At 75.6% G+C, this 18,522-nt stretch carries 12 protein-coding genes and 6 tRNA genes; 8 read left to right on the top strand and 10 right to left on the bottom strand.

Going from position 1 to position 18,522, the window contains the following annotated elements; all coding sequences use genetic code 11:
• Nucleotides 1-163: 163 nt before the first annotated feature.
• Both cobT and cobA read left to right on the top strand, forming a co-directional pair.
• Nucleotides 164-3,835, top strand: a complete 3,672-nt coding sequence (cobT, locus tag ABZW10_RS27700) for a nicotinate-nucleotide--dimethylbenzimidazole phosphoribosyltransferase (protein ID WP_355370795.1) — start codon at nucleotides 164-166, stop codon at nucleotides 3,833-3,835.
• A gap of 97 nt (nucleotides 3,836-3,932) precedes the next feature.
• A complete protein-coding gene (cobA, locus tag ABZW10_RS27695) occupies nucleotides 3,933-5,186 on the top strand; it encodes a uroporphyrinogen-III C-methyltransferase (RefSeq protein ID WP_355370792.1) in 1,254 nt (417 codons plus the stop codon).
• A gap of 254 nt (nucleotides 5,187-5,440) precedes the next feature.
• Here cobA and ABZW10_RS27690 read toward each other — a convergent pair whose 3' ends face one another.
• Nucleotides 5,441-8,212: a SpoIIE family protein phosphatase gene (locus ABZW10_RS27690; RefSeq protein ID WP_355370789.1), complete on the bottom strand. Its 2,772-nt coding sequence runs from the start codon at nucleotides 8,210-8,212 to the stop codon at nucleotides 5,441-5,443.
• 98 nt (nucleotides 8,213-8,310) lie between these two features.
• On the opposite strand from ABZW10_RS27690, the gene ABZW10_RS27685 reads away from it, so the two are divergent.
• Nucleotides 8,311-9,120 carry an RNA methyltransferase gene (locus ABZW10_RS27685; RefSeq protein ID WP_355370786.1) on the top strand — a complete coding sequence of 270 codons (810 nt, stop codon included), beginning with the start codon at nucleotides 8,311-8,313 and terminating at the stop codon, nucleotides 9,118-9,120.
• Between the two features lie 365 nt (nucleotides 9,121-9,485).
• Here ABZW10_RS27685 and ABZW10_RS27680 read toward each other — a convergent pair whose 3' ends face one another.
• The gene (locus ABZW10_RS27680; RefSeq protein ID WP_355370784.1) at nucleotides 9,486-11,696 is read right to left on the bottom strand and encodes a protein kinase; all 2,211 of its coding nucleotides are present in this window, start codon (nucleotides 11,694-11,696) and stop codon (nucleotides 9,486-9,488) included.
• A 442-nt stretch (nucleotides 11,697-12,138) separates the two neighbouring features.
• Between ABZW10_RS27680 and ABZW10_RS27675 the strand changes: the two genes are divergently transcribed.
• Complete coding sequence (locus ABZW10_RS27675; protein ID WP_355370781.1) at nucleotides 12,139-12,339, top strand: hypothetical protein; 201 nt, start codon at nucleotides 12,139-12,141, stop codon at nucleotides 12,337-12,339.
• A gap of 326 nt (nucleotides 12,340-12,665) precedes the next feature.
• Here ABZW10_RS27675 and ABZW10_RS27670 read toward each other — a convergent pair.
• The 6 genes from ABZW10_RS27670 to ABZW10_RS27645 form a co-directional block, all read right to left on the bottom strand.
• Nucleotides 12,666-12,737: transfer RNA gene (locus ABZW10_RS27670), tRNA-Val, on the bottom strand.
• Between the two features lie 41 nt (nucleotides 12,738-12,778).
• Nucleotides 12,779-12,850, bottom strand: a tRNA-Val gene (locus ABZW10_RS27665).
• Nucleotides 12,851-12,908: 58 nt separating this feature from the next.
• Nucleotides 12,909-12,980 (bottom strand) — tRNA-Val (locus ABZW10_RS27660).
• Nucleotides 12,981-13,007: 27 nt separating this feature from the next.
• Nucleotides 13,008-13,082: transfer RNA gene (locus ABZW10_RS27655), tRNA-Val, on the bottom strand.
• A gap of 34 nt (nucleotides 13,083-13,116) precedes the next feature.
• Nucleotides 13,117-13,190: transfer RNA gene (locus ABZW10_RS27650), tRNA-Cys, on the bottom strand.
• A gap of 40 nt (nucleotides 13,191-13,230) precedes the next feature.
• Nucleotides 13,231-13,303, bottom strand: a tRNA-Gly gene (locus ABZW10_RS27645).
• Between the two features lie 292 nt (nucleotides 13,304-13,595).
• On the opposite strand from ABZW10_RS27645, the gene ABZW10_RS27640 reads away from it, so the two are divergent.
• The 3 genes from ABZW10_RS27640 to ABZW10_RS27630 all read left to right on the top strand — a co-directional run bounded on the left by ABZW10_RS27640 (nucleotide 13,596) and on the right by ABZW10_RS27630 (nucleotide 16,531).
• Nucleotides 13,596-14,657, top strand: coding sequence for a chorismate-binding protein (locus tag ABZW10_RS27640; protein ID WP_355370778.1), 1,062 nt, complete (start codon nucleotides 13,596-13,598; stop codon nucleotides 14,655-14,657).
• A gap of 106 nt (nucleotides 14,658-14,763) precedes the next feature.
• On the top strand, nucleotides 14,764-15,594 hold the full coding sequence (locus ABZW10_RS27635) for an aminodeoxychorismate lyase (protein ID WP_355370776.1): 831 nt from the start codon (nucleotides 14,764-14,766) through the stop codon (nucleotides 15,592-15,594).
• A gap of 94 nt (nucleotides 15,595-15,688) precedes the next feature.
• Complete coding sequence (locus tag ABZW10_RS27630; protein ID WP_355370773.1) at nucleotides 15,689-16,531, top strand: GNAT family N-acetyltransferase; 843 nt, start codon at nucleotides 15,689-15,691, stop codon at nucleotides 16,529-16,531.
• Between the two features lie 4 nt (nucleotides 16,532-16,535).
• On the opposite strand, the gene ABZW10_RS27625 is transcribed toward ABZW10_RS27630, so the two are convergent.
• Nucleotides 16,536-17,036: a DsbA family protein gene (locus tag ABZW10_RS27625; protein WP_355370771.1), complete on the bottom strand. Its 501-nt coding sequence runs from the start codon at nucleotides 17,034-17,036 to the stop codon at nucleotides 16,536-16,538.
• 167 nt (nucleotides 17,037-17,203) lie between these two features.
• Between ABZW10_RS27625 and ABZW10_RS27620 the strand changes: the two genes are divergently transcribed.
• Nucleotides 17,204-17,728 (top strand): hypothetical protein, encoded by a 525-nt coding sequence (locus ABZW10_RS27620; protein WP_355370768.1) that lies wholly within the window; start codon nucleotides 17,204-17,206, stop codon nucleotides 17,726-17,728.
• A gap of 16 nt (nucleotides 17,729-17,744) precedes the next feature.
• On the opposite strand, the gene ABZW10_RS27615 is transcribed toward ABZW10_RS27620, so the two are convergent.
• Nucleotides 17,745-18,314, bottom strand: coding sequence for a CGNR zinc finger domain-containing protein (locus tag ABZW10_RS27615; RefSeq protein ID WP_355370765.1), 570 nt, complete (start codon nucleotides 18,312-18,314; stop codon nucleotides 17,745-17,747).
• Nucleotides 18,315-18,522: the final 208 nt, after the last annotated feature.

The raw sequence follows: 18,522 nt of genomic DNA, 5'->3' as shown, positions 1-18,522 counted from the left end.
GGGGTGCCGCAGCGCGCCGGAAGGACTTCGGCCGCAGCGCCTCGGCGCGGCGGCCGTGTGTGGTTGAGGGGCGGGCCGGTGCAGGCCCGACCCGTGCGGATGGGCGCTGCGGTCGTTGATCGCGTCGCCGAGGGCGCGGCAGCGGCCTGGAAGGAGCTTTGACATGACCGATGGCGGCCACGTCCCGAACGAGGGACTGCCGGAGCACCTGCTCGCCGGGCCCGACCCGCTCGGCGGCCCCGAGGGCGCCGCGGCCGTCGCACCCGGACAGGGCGTCGCGACGGACGGCACCGGCCTGCCCGGCGCCCACCCGCCGCACGGCGTCCCCGCCCAGGGCACCCCGCTCGGCGCGCCCGGCATCCCTGGCGCCCCTGGCGCCCCTGGCATTCCCGACGGCGTCGGCGTCGGCGTCGGCGACGGCTGGACCGTCGACCCGGGCGCCCAGCGCCCCGCCTTCCACTTCGTCGACCAGCCCGACGGCCTCGACGACGAGGACGACGTCCTGCTGATGCCCGGCCCGCAGGGCTCCTGGGGCGAGCCGGCCGCCGACCAGCAGACCCCGCCCGGCACCCCCGTCGAGCCGTCCTGGCCCCCGCTGGACCCGCCCGTGCTCGGCGCCGCCCACGGCACCGCGCACGCCCAGGCCCCGCAGGTCCCGCCGCACACCCAGCCCGTGCCCGGCGCCCAGACCGTCCCCGTCCAGGGCCACGGCCCCGACGCGATGACGGCCGCTCAGCCGCCGCGCCGCCCGCTGCACGCCGGCCCGCCGATCCCGGACCCCTCCCTGATGACCGGCCAGGTCCCGGTCCGCTCGCTCGCCGACCGCGGCCCGTCGACCGGCGCCACGCCCGCTCACGGCATCCCGGTCGTGCCGGCCGCCGTCCAGCCGGAGCCGCAGGCGGTCCCGGTGGCCGCTGCGCCCGTGGCTCAGCCGGTGCCGGTCGCCCAGCCGGTCGAGACCGCCGCCCAGCCGGCCGCCGCGCCCGTCGAGCCTCCGGTTCCCGTGGCGGAGGCCGTCGCCGAGCCCGCCGTGTCCACCATGTCCGCCGAGCCGGTCGAGAGCGTTGCGGCCGTCGCGGCGCCCGCCGCGCCCACCGAGGCCGTGGTGCCCGTCGAGGCCGTCGCGCAGCCGGTCGCCCCCGCCGGGGTGCCGGAGACCGCCGAGCCGGCCGCCGCCCACGCCATCCCCGTCGCACCGGTCGCGCAGGCGGAGCCCGTGGCCGTGGCCACCGTCGAGGCCCCGGCCGACGCGGTCGTGGAGCAGCCCGCGCAGCCCGTCGAGGTCGCCGCCGAGCCGGTGCCGGGGGAGGCCTCCGCCGCCCCGGCCGGCCCGCCCCGCCGGATCTCCGCCTTCCTCGCCGCGCCGACCCCGCACGGTCTGCCGCAGGTCGAGGCCGTCGCGCAGCCCGCCCCGGCCGCCGCGCCCGTCGCCGTGACGGAGGCGGAGCAGTCCGCCCCCATAGCGGCCGCCGTCGAGGCTCCGGCCGAGCCCGTCGTCGAGGTCCAGGCCGAGCCGGCCGAGCACGCGGTGCCCGCTGTGCCCGCCCAGGCCGAGCAGTCCGTGGCCGAGCCGGCGGAGCCCGTCGCCGAGCCGGCCGAGTCGGTGGCCCCGGCCGCCGAGCAGGCCGTCACCGAGCAGCCCGCCGTCGTGCAGCCCGTCGTCGAGGCCCCGGCCGAGACCATCGCCGAGGCCGTCGCCGAGCCCGTCGCGGAGGCGGTTGCCGAGACCGCCGCCGGAACCGGCGAGATGCCCTCGGGCCGGCCCGTCGCCGTCCCGGTCGCCGAGGCCCCCGCGCAGGAGCAGCCCGTCGTCGAGCCGACCCCTGCGGAGCAGCCCGCCGAGGCCCCGGTCGCCGCCGAGGCCGCGCCGGCGACCGACGCGCCCGCCGAAGCCGGAGCCGACGCCGAAGCCACCGCGCCGACCGCCACCGCCGAAGCGGCCGAGGCCGCCACGCAGCCCGCCGAGCCCGCTGCCGTAGCCGCCGAGGCAACCGAGGCCGAGACCGGAGCCGAGACCGGAGCCGAGTCCGAGTCCGAGCCCGAGGACGCCGAAGCCGCCGTCGAGCCCGCCGAACCGCGCGGCCCGGCCGCCCCCGGCTACGACGACGCCGGCCGCGAGGCCGTCCACCAGGTCATCCGCGAGCGCCGCGACGTCCGCAACGGCTTCCGTCCCGACCCGATCCCGCACGAGGTGCTGATCCGCGTCCTGGAGGCCGCCCACACCGCACCCAGCGTCGGCTACTCACAGCCCTGGGACTTCGTGGTCATCCGCTCCGCCAAGACCCGCCGCAGGATGCACGAACTGGCCGAGCGTCAGCGCGAGGCGTACGCGGACACGCTCCCCAAGGGCCGCGCGAAGCAGTTCAAGGAAATCAAGATCGAGGCGATCCTCGAGACGCCCGTCAACATCGTGGTCACCGCCGACCGCACCCGCGGCGGCCGTCACACCCTGGGCCGCCACACCCAGCCGCAGATGGCCCCGTACTCGTCCGCCCTCGCGGTCGAGAACCTCTGGCTGGCCGCCCGCGCCGAGGGCCTCGGCGTCGGCTGGGTGAGCTTCTTCGACGATGAGGAGCTGGTCCGCGAGCTCGGCCTGCCCGAGCACCTGGAGGTCGTCGCCTACCTGTGCGTCGGCTTCGTCGACGCCTTCCCGGACGAGCCCGAGCTCCAGCAGCAGGGCTGGGCGAAGAAGCGCCCGCTGTCCTGGGTCGTCCACGAGGAGCAGTACGGCAACCGCGCCCTGCCGGGCGAGGAGCCGCACGACGCGCTCTCCGAGACCCTGCGCGGCATCCGCCCGCTGGACGCCAAGGCGCTCGGCGAGGCCTGGGACCGTCAGAAGCGGATGACCAAGCCGGCCGGCTCGCTCGGCATGCTGGAGATCATCTCCGCCCAGCTGAGCGGCCTGTCCCGCAAGTGCCCGCCGCCGATCCCGGAGCCCGCCTGCGTCGCGGTCTTCGCTGCCGACCACGGCGTGCACGCCCAGGGCGTCAGCCCCTGGCCGCAGGAGGTCACCGCCCAGATGGTCGGCAACTTCCTCGCCGGGGGAGCGGTGGTCAACGCCTTCGCCAAGCAGATCGGCACCGAGGTCTGCGTGGTCGACGTCGGCGTGGCGGCCGAGCTGCCGGACGCGATCCAGCAGGGCCGTACCACCGGTCTGCTGCCGCGCAAGGTCAAGCCCGGCACCGACGACATGACGCAGGGTCCGGCTATGACCCGCGAGGAGGCACTCAAGGCCCTGGAGGTCGGCATCGAGACCGCCCGCGATCTCGTCGCGGCCGGTAACAAGGCCCTGATCACCGGTGACATGGGCATCGCCAACACCACCGCCTCCGCGGCCCTGATCTCGGTGTTCACCGGCCAGGACCCGGCCGAGGTCACCGGCCGGGGCACCGGCATCGACGACGAGACGCATGCCCGCAAGGTCGAGGTCGTCCGGGCCGCCCTGGCCCTGCACCAGCCCGACCCGGCCGACCCGATCGGTGTCCTCGCCGCCGTCGGCGGCCTGGAGCACGCGGCCCTCGCCGGCTTCCTGCTCGGCGCGGCCAGCCTGCGCACCCCGGTCATCCTGGACGGCGTGATCGCCGGCTCCGCCGCGCTCGTCGCCAAGGCGATCGCCCCCGAGGTGCTGGCCGCCTGCATCGCCGGCCACCGCTCGGCCGAGCCCGGCCACCAGGCCGCGCTCGCCAAGCTCGGCCTGCGGCCGCTGATCGACCTCGACCTGCGGCTCGGCGAGGGCACCGGCGCCCTGCTGGCCCTCCCGCTGGTGCAGAGTGCGGCCCGTGCGATGCACGATGTCGCCACCTTCGACTCCGCCGGGGTCACCGAGAAGGCCTGACGCTCGTCCGAACCGCTCCGCGCACCGGCCCGAGGGCGCGCCGGTGCGCGGAGCGGCGCCGCACCCCCGCACCCTCACCGATCCAGGAGCACCACCGATGACCGCGCCCACCCCTCACCCCAGCACCGAGGGCCGCACCCCGTACCCCGTCGGCCTGCTGCTGGCCGGCCGCCGCGTCGTGGTGGTCGGCGGCGGGCACGTCGCCCAGCGGCGGCTGCCCGCCCTGCTCGCCACCGGCGCGGACGTGCAGCTGATTTCGCCGGCCACCACCCCGGCGGTCCAGGCGATGGCCGACGCCGGCGAGCTGACCTGGCACCGGCGGTCCTACCAGGAGGGCGACCTCGCCGACACCTGGTACGCGCTGGTGGCCACCGACGACCCGGCGGTGAACGCCACCGTCAGCGCGGAGGCGGAGCGCGAGCGGGTGTTCTGCGCCCGCAGCGACGACGCCTCCGCCGCCACCGCGTGGACGCCGGCCAGCGGGCGGGACGCCGGGGCGACCGTCGCCGTCCTCACCGGCGATCCGCGGCACTCGGCCGCGCTGCGCGACTCGATCGTCGAGGGACTGCGGGACGGCTCGCTCGCTGCCCGCCAGTACCGCGCGCACGGCGCGGGGGTCGCGCTGGTCGGCGGCGGCCCGGGCGACCCGGACCTCATCACGGTGCGCGGCCGGCGGCTGCTCGCGGACGCCGACGTGGTGGTGGCCGACCGGCTGGCGCCGCGCGAGCTGCTGGCGGAGCTGCCGGAGCACGTCGAGGTGATCGACGCGTCGAAGATTCCGTACGGGCGCTTCATGGCGCAGGAGGCGATCAACCGGACGCTGGTCGAGCACGCCAAGGCCGGCAAGTTCGTGGTGCGGCTGAAGGGCGGCGACCCGTACGTGTTCGGGCGCGGCGGTGAGGAGCTGCTGGCCTGCGCCGAGGCCGGGCTGCCGGTCACGGTGGTGCCGGGCATCTCCAGCTCGATCAGCGTGCCGGCGGCGGTCGGGGTGCCGGTCACCCACCGGGGGATGACGCACGAGTTCACGGTGGTCTCGGGGCACGTCGGGCCGGACGACGAGCGGTCGCTGACCGACTGGGGAGCGCTCGCCCGGATGACGGGCACCGTGGTGCTGCTGATGGCCGTGGACAAGATCGGCGCCATCGCGGCCCGGCTGATCGCGGAGGGGCGCGCCGCCGACACCCCGGTCGCCGTCGTCCAGGAGGGCACCACTGCCGCCCAGCGCCGCGTCGACGCCACCCTGGCCACGGTCGCCGCCACCGTCGAGGCGGAGGGCATCAAGCCCCCGGCGGTCATCGTCATCGGCGACGTCGTCAACGTCCTCGCCCCCGCCACGGCCGCCGGCGCCTGACCCCTCGGCTCTGCCGCCGGCCCGCCTGCGTCCGCCGGCCCGCCCGCCCGCGTCCGTCCGCCCGCCCGCGTCCGCCGGTCCGTCAGCACTTTGCAAACAGCTGCTGTTTGCAAAGTGCTGACGCGTGATCCCAGCTCAGCACCCTCGATGCTCGCGTTACGTGCACTTTGCAAAGTGTGGACTTTGCAAAGTGCACGGCCGAGTAGCCAAGCAGCCAAGCAGCCGAGCGGCAGCGGCCGAGCGACCACGCCCGGCTACTCCAGCGGCTGCTCCGTCCAGATCACCTTCCCGGTGGCCGTGTACCGCGTCCCCCACCGGTCCGCGAACTGGGCGACCAGGAACAGCCCGCGCCCGCCCTCGTCCGTGGTGGCCGCGTACCGCAGGTGCGGCGAGGTACTGCTGCCGTCCGACACCTCGCAGATCAGCGACCGGTCGAGCAGCAGCCGCACCTTGATCGGCCCCGTGCCGTACCGGATCGCGTTGGTCACCAGCTCGCTCAGGATCAACTCGGTGACGAACGCCGCGTCCGCCAGCCCCCACTGCTCCAGCCGCTCCGCGACCGCCGCCCGCACCCCGGCGACCGCCGCCGGATCCGACGGCACCTCCCACTGCGCCACCCGGTCCGCCGACAGCCCCCGGGTCCGCGCCACCAGCAGCGCGATGTCGTCCTGCGGCCGCTCCGGCAGCATCGCCCCCAGCACGTCCGCACAGGTCTGCTCCGGCGTCCGCGGCGGCCCCTCCAGCGCCGCCCGCAACAGCTCCAACCCCTCGTCGATGTCCCGCTCGCGGTCCTCCACCAGCCCGTCCGTGTAGAGCACCAGCCGGCTGTCCTCCGCCACCTCCAGCTCCACCGTTTCGAACGGCAGCACCGCCAGCCCCAGCGGAGGCCCCGTCGGCAGCTGGGGGAACACCACCGACCCGTCCGGGCGCACCAGCGCCGGCGGCGGATGCCCCGCACTCGCCACCGTGCACCGTCGCGCCACCGGGTCGTAGATCAGGTACAGGCAGGTCGCCCCGGTCACCGCCGCCGACACCCCGGTCGCCGACTCCTCCAGGTCGATCCGGTTCACCAGCTCGTCGAGGTGCCCCAGCAACTCGTCCGGCGGCAGGTCCAGCGTCGAGAAGTTGTGGATCGCCGTCCGCAGCCGCCCCATCGTCGCCGCCGCGTGCAGCCCGTGCCCCACCACGTCCCCCACCACCAGCGCCACCCGGGCCCCCGGCAGCGGGATCAGGTCGAACCAGTCCCCGCCCACCCCCGCCTGCGCCGGCAGGTACCGGTGTGCCACCTCCAGCGCGTTCTGCTCCGGCAGGCTGCGCGGCAGCAGGCTGTGCTGCAGCGTCACCGCCATCGCGTGCTCCCGGGTGTACCGGCGCGCGTTGTCGATGCACACGGCCGCGTGCGCGACCAGCTCCTCCGCCAGCGCCAGGTCCTCCTCCTCGAACGGCTCCGGCCGCTCCGAGCGCCAGAACCGGACGATCCCCAGCAGCACCCCGCGCGCCTTCAGCGGCACCCGCACCAGCGAGTGCACCCCGTCCGCCAGCACCCGCGCCGCCGCCTCCGGATCCTGCTCCCGCCACCCCGCGGACTCCGCCAACCGCGGCTCCAGCCCCGGCAGCCCGCTGTTCAACGCCCCCGCCAGCGGCGTCGACGGCCCCACCTCCAGCACCGTGCCGACCGGGTGGAACGGCACGTCCTCCCGCACCGCCGACAGCGCCGTCCGCCGCATCCGCAGCAGCGTGGGACCGGACGGCGGCTCGTCGCCCTCCAGCACCTGGTCGGCCAGGTCCACCGTGACGATGTCGGCGAACCGGCCGACCGTCACCTGCGCCAGCTCCTCCGCCGTCCGCGTCACGTCCAGCGTGCTGCCCACCGTGACCCCGGCGTCGTACAGCAGCCGCAGCCGCCGCTGCGCCACCTCGGCCCGCCCGGACAGCGCCAGCAGTTCCGTGGAGTCCCGCAGCGTCGCCACCGACCCCGGCGGCCCGCCGTCGCGGTCCGTCGGCCGTACGTTCACCGCCAGCAGCCGCTCACCGGCCAGCACCACCTCGTCACTGACGGCCCGCCCGTCCGCCAGCAGTTCCAGCGGCGCCGGTTCCAGGCCCAGCTCGGTCAGCGGACGGCCCTCGGCGTCCGGCGGCAGGTCCAGCAGCCGGCGCGCCTCGTCGTTGCAGAGCAGCAGCCGCCCGTCGTCGCCGATGATCAGCACGCCCTCGCGCACGGAGTGCAGCACCGCCGCGTGGTGCTCGTACATGCGGGTCATCTCGGCCGGCCCCAGCCCGCGGGTCTGCCGCTTCAGCCGCCGGCTGATCAGCGCCGTCCCGCCGGTCGCCAGTGCGAGCCCGGCGGCGGCCGTACCGAGCACCACCGGCAGCTGCCGCTCGCTGGCACTGCTCACATTGGCGACCGTGATGCCTGCCGACACCGCCCCGATCACCTGCCCGTCCGGGGCGTGCACCGGCACGATGGCCTGCACCAGCGACCCGAACGTGCCGGTGACCTGCTCGGTCACCACCTGTCCGTTCAGCGCGGGCTGGTAGTTGCCGATGATCTTGTGGCCGATCCGGGCCGGATCGGGGTGGGTGAGGCGGATGCCGTCGGTGTTGATCACGACGATGAAGTCCACGCCCGCGTTGATCCGAGCCGACTGCGCGGAGGGCTGCAGCAGCGCGGTCGGGTCGGGGGAGCGCAGCGCCGCGACGATGCCCGGCGAGTTGGCATAGGTCTGCGCGACCGCCACCGAGCGGTTGGTGGCCTCCTGCCGGGCGTCGTTGCGGGACTGCACCAGCAGGGCGACCACCGCCGCCACCACCAGCATCAGTACCACCACGACCTGCAGCGCGAAGACCTGCCCGGCCACCGACCGGACCCGGGCCGGTGCCGGCCGGGCCGTTCGTGATCGCTGGTGCCGACCGTGTGGGCGCCCACCGGGCGAGCCTGCGCCGGTGCCGGTGGACCGGGAGGCGGAGGTGGAACCGGCCGCACCGGGGTCCGACGGCGCCCAAGATCGACCCGGAAAACGGGCCATACGTCATATTTGCACTCCACGCGGCGGCGGGCCAAGGACGACCACGCCGCCCATTGGGCCGGTTGGCCTTCCCCGGCCCGACTTGGCAAGATCGCAGGGTGTCCGAACCCCGCACCATCACCGACCCCGCCGACCCGCGCCTCGCCGACTACACCGGCCTGACCGACGTCGAACTCCGCCGCCGCCGCGAACCCGCCGAGGGCCTGTTCATCGCGGAGGGCGAGAAGGTCGTCCGCCGCGCCCTGGCGGCCGGCTACCGGATGCGGTCGATGCTGCTGACCCCCAAGTGGCTGGACGTGATGGCGGACGTCATCGCCGAGGCCGACGCGCCCGTGCACGTCGTCGAACCCGCCCTGGCCGAGGCCGTCACCGGCTACCACGTCCACCGCGGCGCCCTCGCCTCGATGGAGCGGCAGCCGCTGCCGGACGCCGCCGAGCTGCTGGCCGGCGCCCGCCGGGTGGCCGTGCTGGAGGGCCTGGTCGACCACACCAACCTGGGCGCGATCTTCCGCAGCGCCGCCGCCCTCGGCATGGACGCCGTGCTGCTCTCGCCCGACTGCGCGGACCCGCTGTACCGGCGTGCGGTGAAGGTCTCGATGGGCGCCGTCTTCGCCGTCCCGTACGCCCGGCTGGACCCCTGGCCGGCCGCCCTGGACACGGTGCGCGCCGCCGGCTTCAGCCTGCTCGCGCTCACCCCGGCCGAGACCGCCGTCGACCTGGCCGACCTCGCCCCGCACCGCCTCCCCAAGGCAGCCCTGATGCTCGGCGCCGAGGGCGACGGCCTCACCCGCCACGCCCTGGCCGCCGCCGACCACGCCGTGCGCATCCCCATGGCCCACGGCGTCGACTCCCTCAACGTGGGCGCCGCCGCAGCCGTCGCCTTCTACGCCGTCACCGCCACCGCCTGACCTCCACCCCCCACAGGAAGTCGGGCCCGCCGACTTCCTGCTCCGGTGTGCCCCACCCCCTTCGGCGAAGCGCCGCGCTGCGGCAGGGCAGGTCGGCCCGGCCCCGGCGTGATTCCCATCGTGGGCGCCTTCGGTGAGGCGCCTGCTGCACGCACAGTCGGTCCGGCCGACTTCCTGCTCGGGAGTGCCCGCCCATCGTCGCCGCCTTTGGCGAGGCGCGTGCTGCTATGCGGAAAGTCGGGCCGGCCGACTTCCTGCTTCGGCGGGCTCGCGTGTTGTGGTCGCGGCTTGCCCTCGCCCGCCGCCGACCGGGTCTGGTGCGGCACCAAAAGTCGGCCCGGCCGACTTCCGGTTCCCTCCCCGGGTCAGCCGGCCGGGGCGGTGGGGGGTGCGGGGGCCGCGGCGGGGGGTGGGGTGGTGATCGGGGGCGTCATGGTGGGGGAGCCGGGCCAGGACTCCTCCAGGGTGCCGTCCGCGCGCAGCGTGTAGCGGGTGGACGTGGCGGCCCCGGTCTGGGCGACCCGCTCCTCCCGCACCAGGGCCCCGGCCTCCAGCCGCCAGGCCGCCGTCGCCTGCGGGTCCGCCGCCGACGAGCGCGAGGTCAGTGCGACCGGGGTGTCCCCGTTGAAGGCGAACAGCTGCACCAGGTCGACCGGCACCGACCCCTCCGAGCGCCGCAGGACGACCAGCGCCGCCGGGGCGCCCTTGTACCGCGCCGGGAGGACCGCGCTGAGCACGACCTGCGGCCCCGCGCCCGCCGAGTGGCCGTCGCGCAGGGCGATGGCCGGGCCGCCCGCCGGATCGGCGTAGGAGCGGTTCAGCCAGTCGACCACCGGACCCGCGCCCTGGGCGGGCGTCAGCGCGCCCTCCGCACCACCGCCCGCCGGGGCCCCGTGGGCCGCGGCCGCCAGCGGAGTGGTCGACGGCGCGATCCCGTCCGCCGAGAGACCCGCCCCGGTCGACGTCTCCGGAGCCGGGGCGGTCGCGGGCCCCGCGCCGGCCGTCGGGCCCGCCGCGGCGGTGGAGCTCGCCGGTGGCCGCAGCCCCTGCTTGTCCCGGTTCTCGCACCCCTGCGCCGCCGCGATGGCCAGCGCCACCCCGACCGTCACGGTCACGAACACCACCAGCCGCTGCCGCATCAGCCGCTGCCGCGCCGTCCCGGGGCGCCCCCCGGGGGCGGGCGTGTGCTGGCGGTCGCCCGCCCGGCCGCGCGGCCCGCCCGGTCGCTGCCGTCCCGGCCGTGCGGGCGGTGGGGTCTGCTGGCGCTCGCGCATCGGCCGGGTGGCCTGGGCCGCGTCGGGACGGGGGAGCGGCGCGGTGGCCGCCTGCCCGTCGCTCGGGGCGGGGGACCGTCGCGGCGCGCCGGCCGGCGCGCCCGCCGCCCGTGCCCGGGCGGAGGCGGCGGCGGCCTGCTCGGGCGCCCGCCCGGGCGCCGGGACCCCGCGCGGTGAGGCGGCGGCCGGTGCGGCCGGCACCGGCCCGGCCGGCCGCACGGGGTGCCCCGGGTGCCCCGGGTGCCCCGGGTGTGCAGGACGTCCCGGGTGCCCCGGTGCCCCGACTCGCTCCGTCCCGGGCCCGGCACCCCGGACGGCGCCCGCCCGGCCCACGCCCGGCACGCCACCGGCCGGACCGACCCCACCGGCCCCGACCCCGCCGCCCCCGGCGGCGGCCTGGCCGCGCGCGGCGGCCCCGCGACCCCGGCCGAAGGGCCCGCCGGAGCCGTGGCCCGCCGCGCCGCCCGGCATCGCGCCCGGGCCGGCCGCCGCACCGCGCGCCGCCAGTTCGCTCAGCCGCTCGTGCAGCGCCGCCGCGCCGGGCCGCTCGGCGGGCTCCTTGGCCAGGCAGGCCCGGATCAGCGGCGCGAGCTGCGCCGGCACCGCCGACAGGTCGGGCTCCTCGTGGACGACGCGGTAGAGCATGACTTCCGAGGAGGCCCCGGAGCCGAACGGGCTGTCCCCGGTGAGCGCGTACGCGAGGGTCGCGCCGAAGGCGAACACGTCGGTCGCGGGCGTGACGGCGGCCCCCCGTACCTGCTCGGGGGCGAGGAAGCCGGGCGAGCCGACGGCGGTGCCGACGTGGGTGAGCGTGCTGGCCCCGCGCGACCAGGCGATGCCGAAGTCGATGATGCGCGGCCCGCGCGGCGACAGCAGGATGTTGGACGGCTTGAGGTCGCGGTGGACGACGCCGGCCTCGTGCACCTTGACCAGCCCATCGGCGAGCGAGGCCCCGATCCGGGCGACCTCGGACCAGCCCAGCGGCCCCTCGTCCCCGACCCGCTTGTACAGCGACGGCCCGGGGACGTACGCGGTGGCCAGCCAGGGCCGGTCGGCCTCGATGTCGGAGCCCATGACGCGGGCGGTGCAGCCGCCGCGGATCCTGGAGGCGGCGGCGATCTCGCGAGCGAAGCGGGTGCGGAACTCGACGTCCTCGGCCAGCTCGGCGCGGATCAGCTTGAGCGCGACGCGCTGCCCCCTGCGGTCGGATCCGAGGTAGACCACGCCCATGCCGCCGGCTCCCAGCCGCCGGTGCAGGCGGTACGGCCCGACGATGCGGGGGTCCTCACGCCTCAGCCGCATCATCGCCATTCTCGTTTCCCCGTCAGACTGTGGGTGAGGCCCCGTCGGATGGGGCGTCGTCAGTTCCTGTCTGGCACAGCTTACGGACTGCCCGCTGCGGTGTGCTGATACGCAACACCTCAAGCCACCGTCCGATTGTCGGATCTTGCACTGACATTCGGGCGGTGTGCCGGCGAATCGTTTCTCGGGGTCGCCTCTCAGGGTTCCCCCTGGGACCGGGTCTCGGACGTCTCCCCCTGCGGTAGTACTACCCAGGTCTGATCGTCATCCTCCGGGAGGCCCGGAGAACAGTACGACGGCATGACGCCCGCCAACCCCCTCCCGCCATACCGTTGTTCTCAGCGGTGGACGGGGAGCTCGTCCCCCGAGGTAAGCCGTCCACCGCGTCCACGTGCACCACCGTCCATCCACCGGCCGAGCTCACGAAAGAGGAGTCAGGGGCATGGCACCGCAGCCCACGGGATCCACCTCCCGCCGACGTCGGCCGGCCTTCACCCAGCCCGGCGCCGCGGAGCCGACCCGGCACCCGGCGGTGGCGGTGGCGATGGCACTGCCCTGCGCGGTGCTGCTGGCCGTCCTGTTCGGCGGCTGGGAGCAGATGGCGAACCAGGCCCAGGCGGTGGCCGAACTGATCGGCCGCTGACCGGGCCGGGCACCTCGGTGCCCACCGAAACGGGCACTGATCCCCTGGGGACGGGGAGCCAGTGCCGCCGGGGAGGCCGCGCCCGCGATGACACGCGGACGGGCGAGGAGCGGCGCGCAGAGCGCCCCGGCAGGCGGAGAGGCCGCGTACGGACGTCGGTGAGGGCGACCGTACGCGGCTCTTCTGCGTCTTCCGTTCCTTCCGGGCAACGCTCCCGGGCAAGGCTCCCGGCCAACGCCTCCGGGAACACCGCGCGAGAACAGCTCGGGGAACGCCGAAACGGCCGGGGCCGCGACCCGTTCGAGTCGCGGCCCCGGCCGTCACTGTGCGCGATACTGGGATTGAACCAGTGACCCCTACCGTGTCAAGGTAGTGCTCTCCCGCTGAGCTAATCGCGCCTGGTAAGGCGGTCCTGCAGCAGGCCCTGAAGGACCCGACGTGCGCGATACTGGGATTGAACCAGTGACCCCTACCGTGTCAAGGTAGTGCTCTCCCGCTGAGCTAATCGCGCTGGTGCGGTGGTGTTCCGCGGCGAACCCCGGGATCCGAAGATCCTGGAGGATCCGACGTGCGCGATACTGGGATTGAACCAGTGACCCCCACCGTGTCAAGGTGGTGCTCTCCCGCTGAGCTAATCGCGCGGGGCAGGTGTCCGGCAGGGCCGGGCATGGTGCGCGATACTGGGATTGAACCAGTGACCCCTACCGTGTCAAGGTAGTGCTCTCCCGCTGAGCTAATCGCGCGGGGAGGCCACCCGGCGGAGCCGGGCGAGCCTCTTGGAGGTGGAGACGGGATTTGAACCCGTGTAGACGGCTTTGCAGGCCGTTGCCTCGCCTCTCGGCCACTCCACCAGGCAACACTCGAAGGACGATCTTACACTGTCCTTCGTCGAGCGGACGACGAGATTCGAACTCGCGACCCTCACCTTGGCAAGGTGATGCTCTACCAACTGAGCCACGTCCGCCTGTCTGCCGGGATCTTCACCGGTTTTCCCGGCTGCGCTCCCTGGCGACGTGTTGAACTCTAGCGGATTCCCGGGCCAGCTAAAAATCCGTTCCCGCAGCATGTCCGGCGGGCGGCCGTCGGACGCCGCGGCGCGGACCGGCCCGGACGGGCGCGGCGGCGGTGGAACGACACCCTGAGTGACACCCGCAGGTCACCCGGCGTACGCCCGCGCGACGGCCGATTCTGCTCGCGCCCCCCGACCTACACTTCAGGCACCGCAACCCCCCAGCAAAGCCCCGCGCAGGAGAACCGTGTCCGGCCACCTCGACCCCCAGCACCCCCTCGCCCGCTTCGGCGGCCGCCTCGCGACCGGGCTGCGCGACGTCACCTCCGACCCGGCCGCCCTGGACTCCGCCGGCTGGTGGGCCGTCGCGCACGACTTCGAGGGCCGGCTCACCTGTGCCCGCTTCGACGACGTCCGCCCGGCCCCCGCCCCGCCCTCCGGCGCCGGCTGGCACGGCCCGGCCGCCGGCTCCTGGCGCAGCTCGCTCGACCGCGCCGCCTACACCGCGGGCGTGCGCCGCATCCGCGAGCACATCGCGGTCGGCGAGGTCTACCAGGCCAACCTCTGCCGGGTGCTCTCCGCGCCGCTGCCCGACCCCGCCCGCTCGGACGTCGACGCCCTCACCGGCCTGCTCGCCCACGGGAACCCGGCCCCCTACGCCGGAACGATCCGGCTGCCCGGGCACGGCGTGGAGATCGCCACCGCCTCGCCCGAGCTCTACCTGCGCCGCACCGGCCGCACGGTCTCCTCGGGCCCGATCAAGGGCACCGGCCGCACCGAGCACGACCTGCTCGACAAGGACCACGCCGAGAACGTGATGATCGTCGACCTGGTCCGCAACGACCTCGGCCGGGTCTGCGCCACCGGCACCGTCACCGTGCCCGACCTGTGCGCGGTCGAGAAGCACCCCGGCCTGGTCCACCTGGTCTCCACCGTCGAGGGCACCCTGCGCCCGGACACCGGCTGGCCCGACCTGTTCGCCGCCACCTTCCCGCCCGGCTCCGTCACCGGAGCCCCCAAGTCCAGCGCCCTGCGGATCATCGAAGCCCTGGAGACCGCCCCGCGCGGCCCCTACTGCGGCGCCGTCGGCTGGGTCGACGCGGATCGCGGCGAGGGCGAACTCGCCGTCGGCATCCGCACCTTCTGGATCGACCGGAGCGACCCGGCGGCGCCCGAACTGCGCTTCGGCACCGGCGCCGGCATCACCTGGGGCTCCGACCCCGAACGCGAGTGGGCGGAAACCGAGCTGAAGGCCGCCCGGTTGGTCGCGATAGCGTCGGGCACCGAGCCCCGCCCCGACACCGACTGAACCCGACCCGACCCCGCCCCGGACCCGACCCGACCCGACCCGACCCGGACCGCGCCCGCCTCCGCCGCCGGCCGGCCCGCACCCCTCCCGCGAGGAGCACCCCGCGATGCAGCACCCGACCACCAGCTGGGTCAACGGCACCCTCGTCGACTCCGCCGACCCGGCCCTGTCCGTCCTCGACCACGGACTCACCACCGGCGACGGCGTCTTCGAGACCATGAAGGCCGTCGACGGCAAGGCCTTCGCCGTCACCCGCCACCTGGAGCGGCTCACCCGCTCCGCCCGCGGCCTCGGCCTGCCCGACCCCGACCACGACCTGGTCCGCGAGGCCTGCGCGGCCGTCCTCGCCGCCAACCCGATGCCGCTCGGCCGCCTGCGCATCACCTACACCGGCGGCACCGCGCCGCTCGGCTCCGAGCGCGGCGACACCGGCCCCACCCTGGTCGCCTCCCTCGGCACCGCCACCCGCCGCCCCGACACCACCGCCGTCACCGTCGTCCCCTGGCGCCGCAACGAGCACAGCGCCGTCGCCGGCCTCAAGACCACCTCCTACGCCGAGAACGTCGTCGCCCTCGCCGCCGCCCACCGCGCGGGCGCCTCCGAGGCACTGCTCGCCAACACCGCCGGCCGGCTCTGCGAGGGCACCGGCTCCAACGTCTTCGTCGTCCTCGACGGCCGCCTGCTCACCCCGCCGCTCGCCTCCGGCTGCCTGGCCGGCATCACCCGCCGACTCGTCGTCGACTGGTGCGGCGCCGAGGAGGCCGACCTCCCGCTCGACGCACTCCGGGAGGCCGAGGAGATCTTCCTGACCTCCTCGCTGCGCGACGTCCAGGCCGTCACCCGCGTCGACGACCGCGAACTGCCCGGCCCCGGCCCGGTCACCGCCAAGGCCATGGCCACCTTCGCCGAGCGCAGCGGCGACGACCTGGACCCCTGAGCACCGCCCCGCGCCGTCCCCGCCGGGAACCCCGCGGCGGGGACGATGCGTCCCGGCCGGTAGAAGAGCCGGACGGCGGGGAAGGGACCCCGACATGACCACCACGCTGCGCCCCGAGAGCCCGGAGACCCCCACCCCCGCCGGCGGCCGCACCCGGCGCTGGCAGATCTGCGTCAACGGCCGCCCGGTCGGTGGCCTGCGCACCACCGCCGTCCCGCGTGGCAGTCAAGTCTGGGGCGAGATAGCCGAGTTGGAGGTCAGCAGCGGGCGCGGCCGGGGGCGCGGAACGATCGGCGCGCTGGCCGCCGAGGAGGTGCTGCGCGGCTGGGGCTGCACCCGGGTGGACGCCGACATCCCCGAGTCCGCGCAGGTCGCCCGCTCGCTCGCGGTCACCCTCGGCTACACCGAGCGGATGCGGAACATGGTCAAGCGGCTGGACGCGCCGCCCGCCCTGCCGCCCGGCGTCACCGCGCGCCCGATCGGCGCCGAGGAGTTCCCGGCCTGGCTGGCCGACTCCAAGGCCGGCTACCTGGAGGACCTGCGCTCCTCCGGCCTCGGTGCGGAGGAGGCCCGCGCCAAGTCCGACGCCGACCACGTGAGACTGCTGCCGCAGGGCGCGGACACCGCGGGCGTCGCGCTGCGCCGCCTGTACGCGGCGGGGGAGGAGCCACTGGGTTCGCTCTGGCTGGCGCTGCGGCTGCGCGACCTGCCCGACGGCGCCCCGCTGGCCTGGGTCATGGTGGTCGAGGTGGCGGACGCCCACCGGGGCCGCGGCCACGGCCGGACGCTGATGCGCCTCGCCGAGCGCGAGTGCCTGGCGGCGGGCGTCCGCGACCTCGGGCTGAACGTCTTCAGCGCCAACGAGGTCGCGATCCGCCTCTACGAGTCGCTCGGCTACCGGGTCACCAACCGGGTGTTCGGCAAGCCGCTGCTGTGACGGGTCAGGACGCCCGCGCGGCCTCGACGGCGGCGATGACGCGCTCCAGCAGGCCGTCCTGGCTCTGCCCGCCGTCGAAGCGCTGCCCGGCGACCACGTACGTCGGCGTGCCCGTCACCCCGATCGCCCGGCCCTCGGCCTGGTCGGCGTCCACGGTCAGCATGTGCCGCCCGTCCACCAGCGCGGTGTCCACCTCCTCGGCGTCCACCCCCACCTGCCCGGCCACCTCCAGCAGCACCTGGGTGCCGCGCGCCTCCAGGTCCTCGACCCGCTCCAGCAGGGCCTCGACGAACGGCCAGCCGAGGCCCTGCGCGAAGGCCTCCTCGGCCGCCTCGGCGGCGGGGTAGGCGTGCTTGTGCTTCTCCAGCGGGAAGTGCCGCAGCTCGATCGGCAGCGCGTCGCCGTAGCGGGCACGCAGCGCGCGGACGTCGCCCAGGGCGGTGCGGCAGTCCGGGCACTGCAGTTCGCACCAGAACTCGAGACGGGGGAGGGAACCTTCGATCATGCCCCCAGTGTTCCATCAGTGGGGCCCGTGACGTTCCGGCGGCCGGGCCCGGCCGATTCGCCAGACCGAGGTAGTGGGAGGTCCGACGAGATGATCAGTCCGATTGGCAGTCCGACATCCGGAGCGACGCCCGGAGCGCCCGGGACGACGGCCGCGGGGAGGCGGCCGTGCTGACGGCGGCGGTCGCCTTCGCGCTCACCGCGGGCGGCGTGGCGGTGGCGGGCCTGCGTGCCTACCGCCGGCGCTTCCTCTCCGCGACCCGCTGGTTCGCCGTCGCGCTGCTGCCCGCCGGCCTCTATCTGACCGGCCTGTTCCCGGTGGCCCGGACGATCGGCGACGAGATCGCCGACTGGGCGGTCAAGCTGGTCTTCGACCCCCGGGTGTGGACCGGCATCGTGCTGCTGGCGGTCTCGGCGGGGCTGCTCGTCACCACCCGCTGGGTGGGCCGGCGCGGCGCCGTGACCGAGGGACGCGAGAGCGCCGCCCCCGCCGCCGGGCCCGCTCCGGTCCGTCCGGCCGTGGCACCCGCCGGCCAGGGCGCCCAGGCGGAGCCGAAGCGCGCCGAGAAGGCCAAGGGCGCCGAGAAGGCCAAGGGCGCCGAGAAGGCCAAGAGCGCGGGAAAGGGCAAGGGCGACGACGGGCTCGGCGAGTTCGCGGACATCGAGGAGATCCTGCGCCGCCGCGGCATCTGAGCCCGGTGCGCGGCGCTCAGGCCGAGGGGACCGTCTCCGCCGAGCGCTGGCGGGCCCGGTAGGCGGCCACGTGCAGCCGGTTCCCGCAGGTCCGGCTGTCGCAGTAGCGGCGCGAGCGGTTGCGCGAGAGGTCCACGAAGACCCGCGCGCAGTCCGGCGCCTCGCAGCGGCGCAGCCGCTCGCGCTCGCCGGCGGTGAGGATGAACGCCAGCGCCATGCCGATCTCGGCGGCCAGGTGGTCGCTGAGGGCGGCGTGCGGTGCGAAGTAGTGGATGTGCCACCCGTGGTGGTCGTGGTTGGTCAGCCGGGGCGTGGTGCCGGCCGCCGCGACCAGGGCGTTGACCAGCTCGGCGGCCTCCTCGGTGGACTCCGTGCCGAAGACCTCGCGCAGCCGGGAGCGCAGCCGGTGCACCTGGTGCAGATCGCCGTCGGTCAGCGAGTCGACCTCGCTGATCTCCTGCCGGACCACGAAGGCGTCGAGCGCGGCCACGTCGGGCAGCAGTTCGGTGCCGCACACCTCGGGTGCGGTGTTGAGCAGCTCGACGAGGATGCTCAGTGCGCACTCGGTGTCATGGGTGATCAGCACGGGCGGCTCCTCGCGCGGAGGGGGCCGTGGGCACCCCGCGACTACGGGTCATTCCCCGACCTTACCGGGGTGGTGCGACGTGCGGCGGTGGCTTCCGTCGAAGATGCGTACGGATCCCGTCACTCTGTGCGGAGATTTCCGCGGAAAACGGCCGCGCCCGGCATCGGAGCCGGCCATCCCGCGGGATGGCCGGCTCCGATGCCGGGCG

Source organism: Kitasatospora sp. NPDC004723, from assembly GCF_040609255.1.
In the GTDB taxonomy this organism is placed as follows: domain Bacteria; phylum Actinomycetota; class Actinomycetes; order Streptomycetales; family Streptomycetaceae; genus Kitasatospora.
Note: the sequence above shows the minus strand (reverse complement) of the source record. Positions and strands in the feature narration are given on the sequence as shown.

Coding starts and splice junctions, on each gene's coding strand:
- cobA (WP_355370792.1), top strand. CDS start 3,933: ATGACCGCGCCCACCCCTCACCCCAGCACCGAGGGCCGCACCCCGTAC.
- ABZW10_RS27680 (WP_355370784.1), bottom strand. CDS start 11,696: ATGCGGCTGAGGCGTGAGGACCCCCGCATCGTCGGGCCGTACCGCCTG.
- ABZW10_RS27635 (WP_355370776.1), top strand. CDS start 14,764: ATGCAGCACCCGACCACCAGCTGGGTCAACGGCACCCTCGTCGACTCC.
- ABZW10_RS27675 (WP_355370781.1), top strand. CDS start 12,139: ATGGCACCGCAGCCCACGGGATCCACCTCCCGCCGACGTCGGCCGGCC.
- ABZW10_RS27625 (WP_355370771.1), bottom strand. CDS start 17,036: ATGATCGAAGGTTCCCTCCCCCGTCTCGAGTTCTGGTGCGAACTGCAG.
- cobT (WP_355370795.1), top strand. CDS start 164: ATGACCGATGGCGGCCACGTCCCGAACGAGGGACTGCCGGAGCACCTG.
- ABZW10_RS27690 (WP_355370789.1), bottom strand. CDS start 8,212: ATGGCCCGTTTTCCGGGTCGATCTTGGGCGCCGTCGGACCCCGGTGCG.
- ABZW10_RS27630 (WP_355370773.1), top strand. CDS start 15,689: ATGACCACCACGCTGCGCCCCGAGAGCCCGGAGACCCCCACCCCCGCC.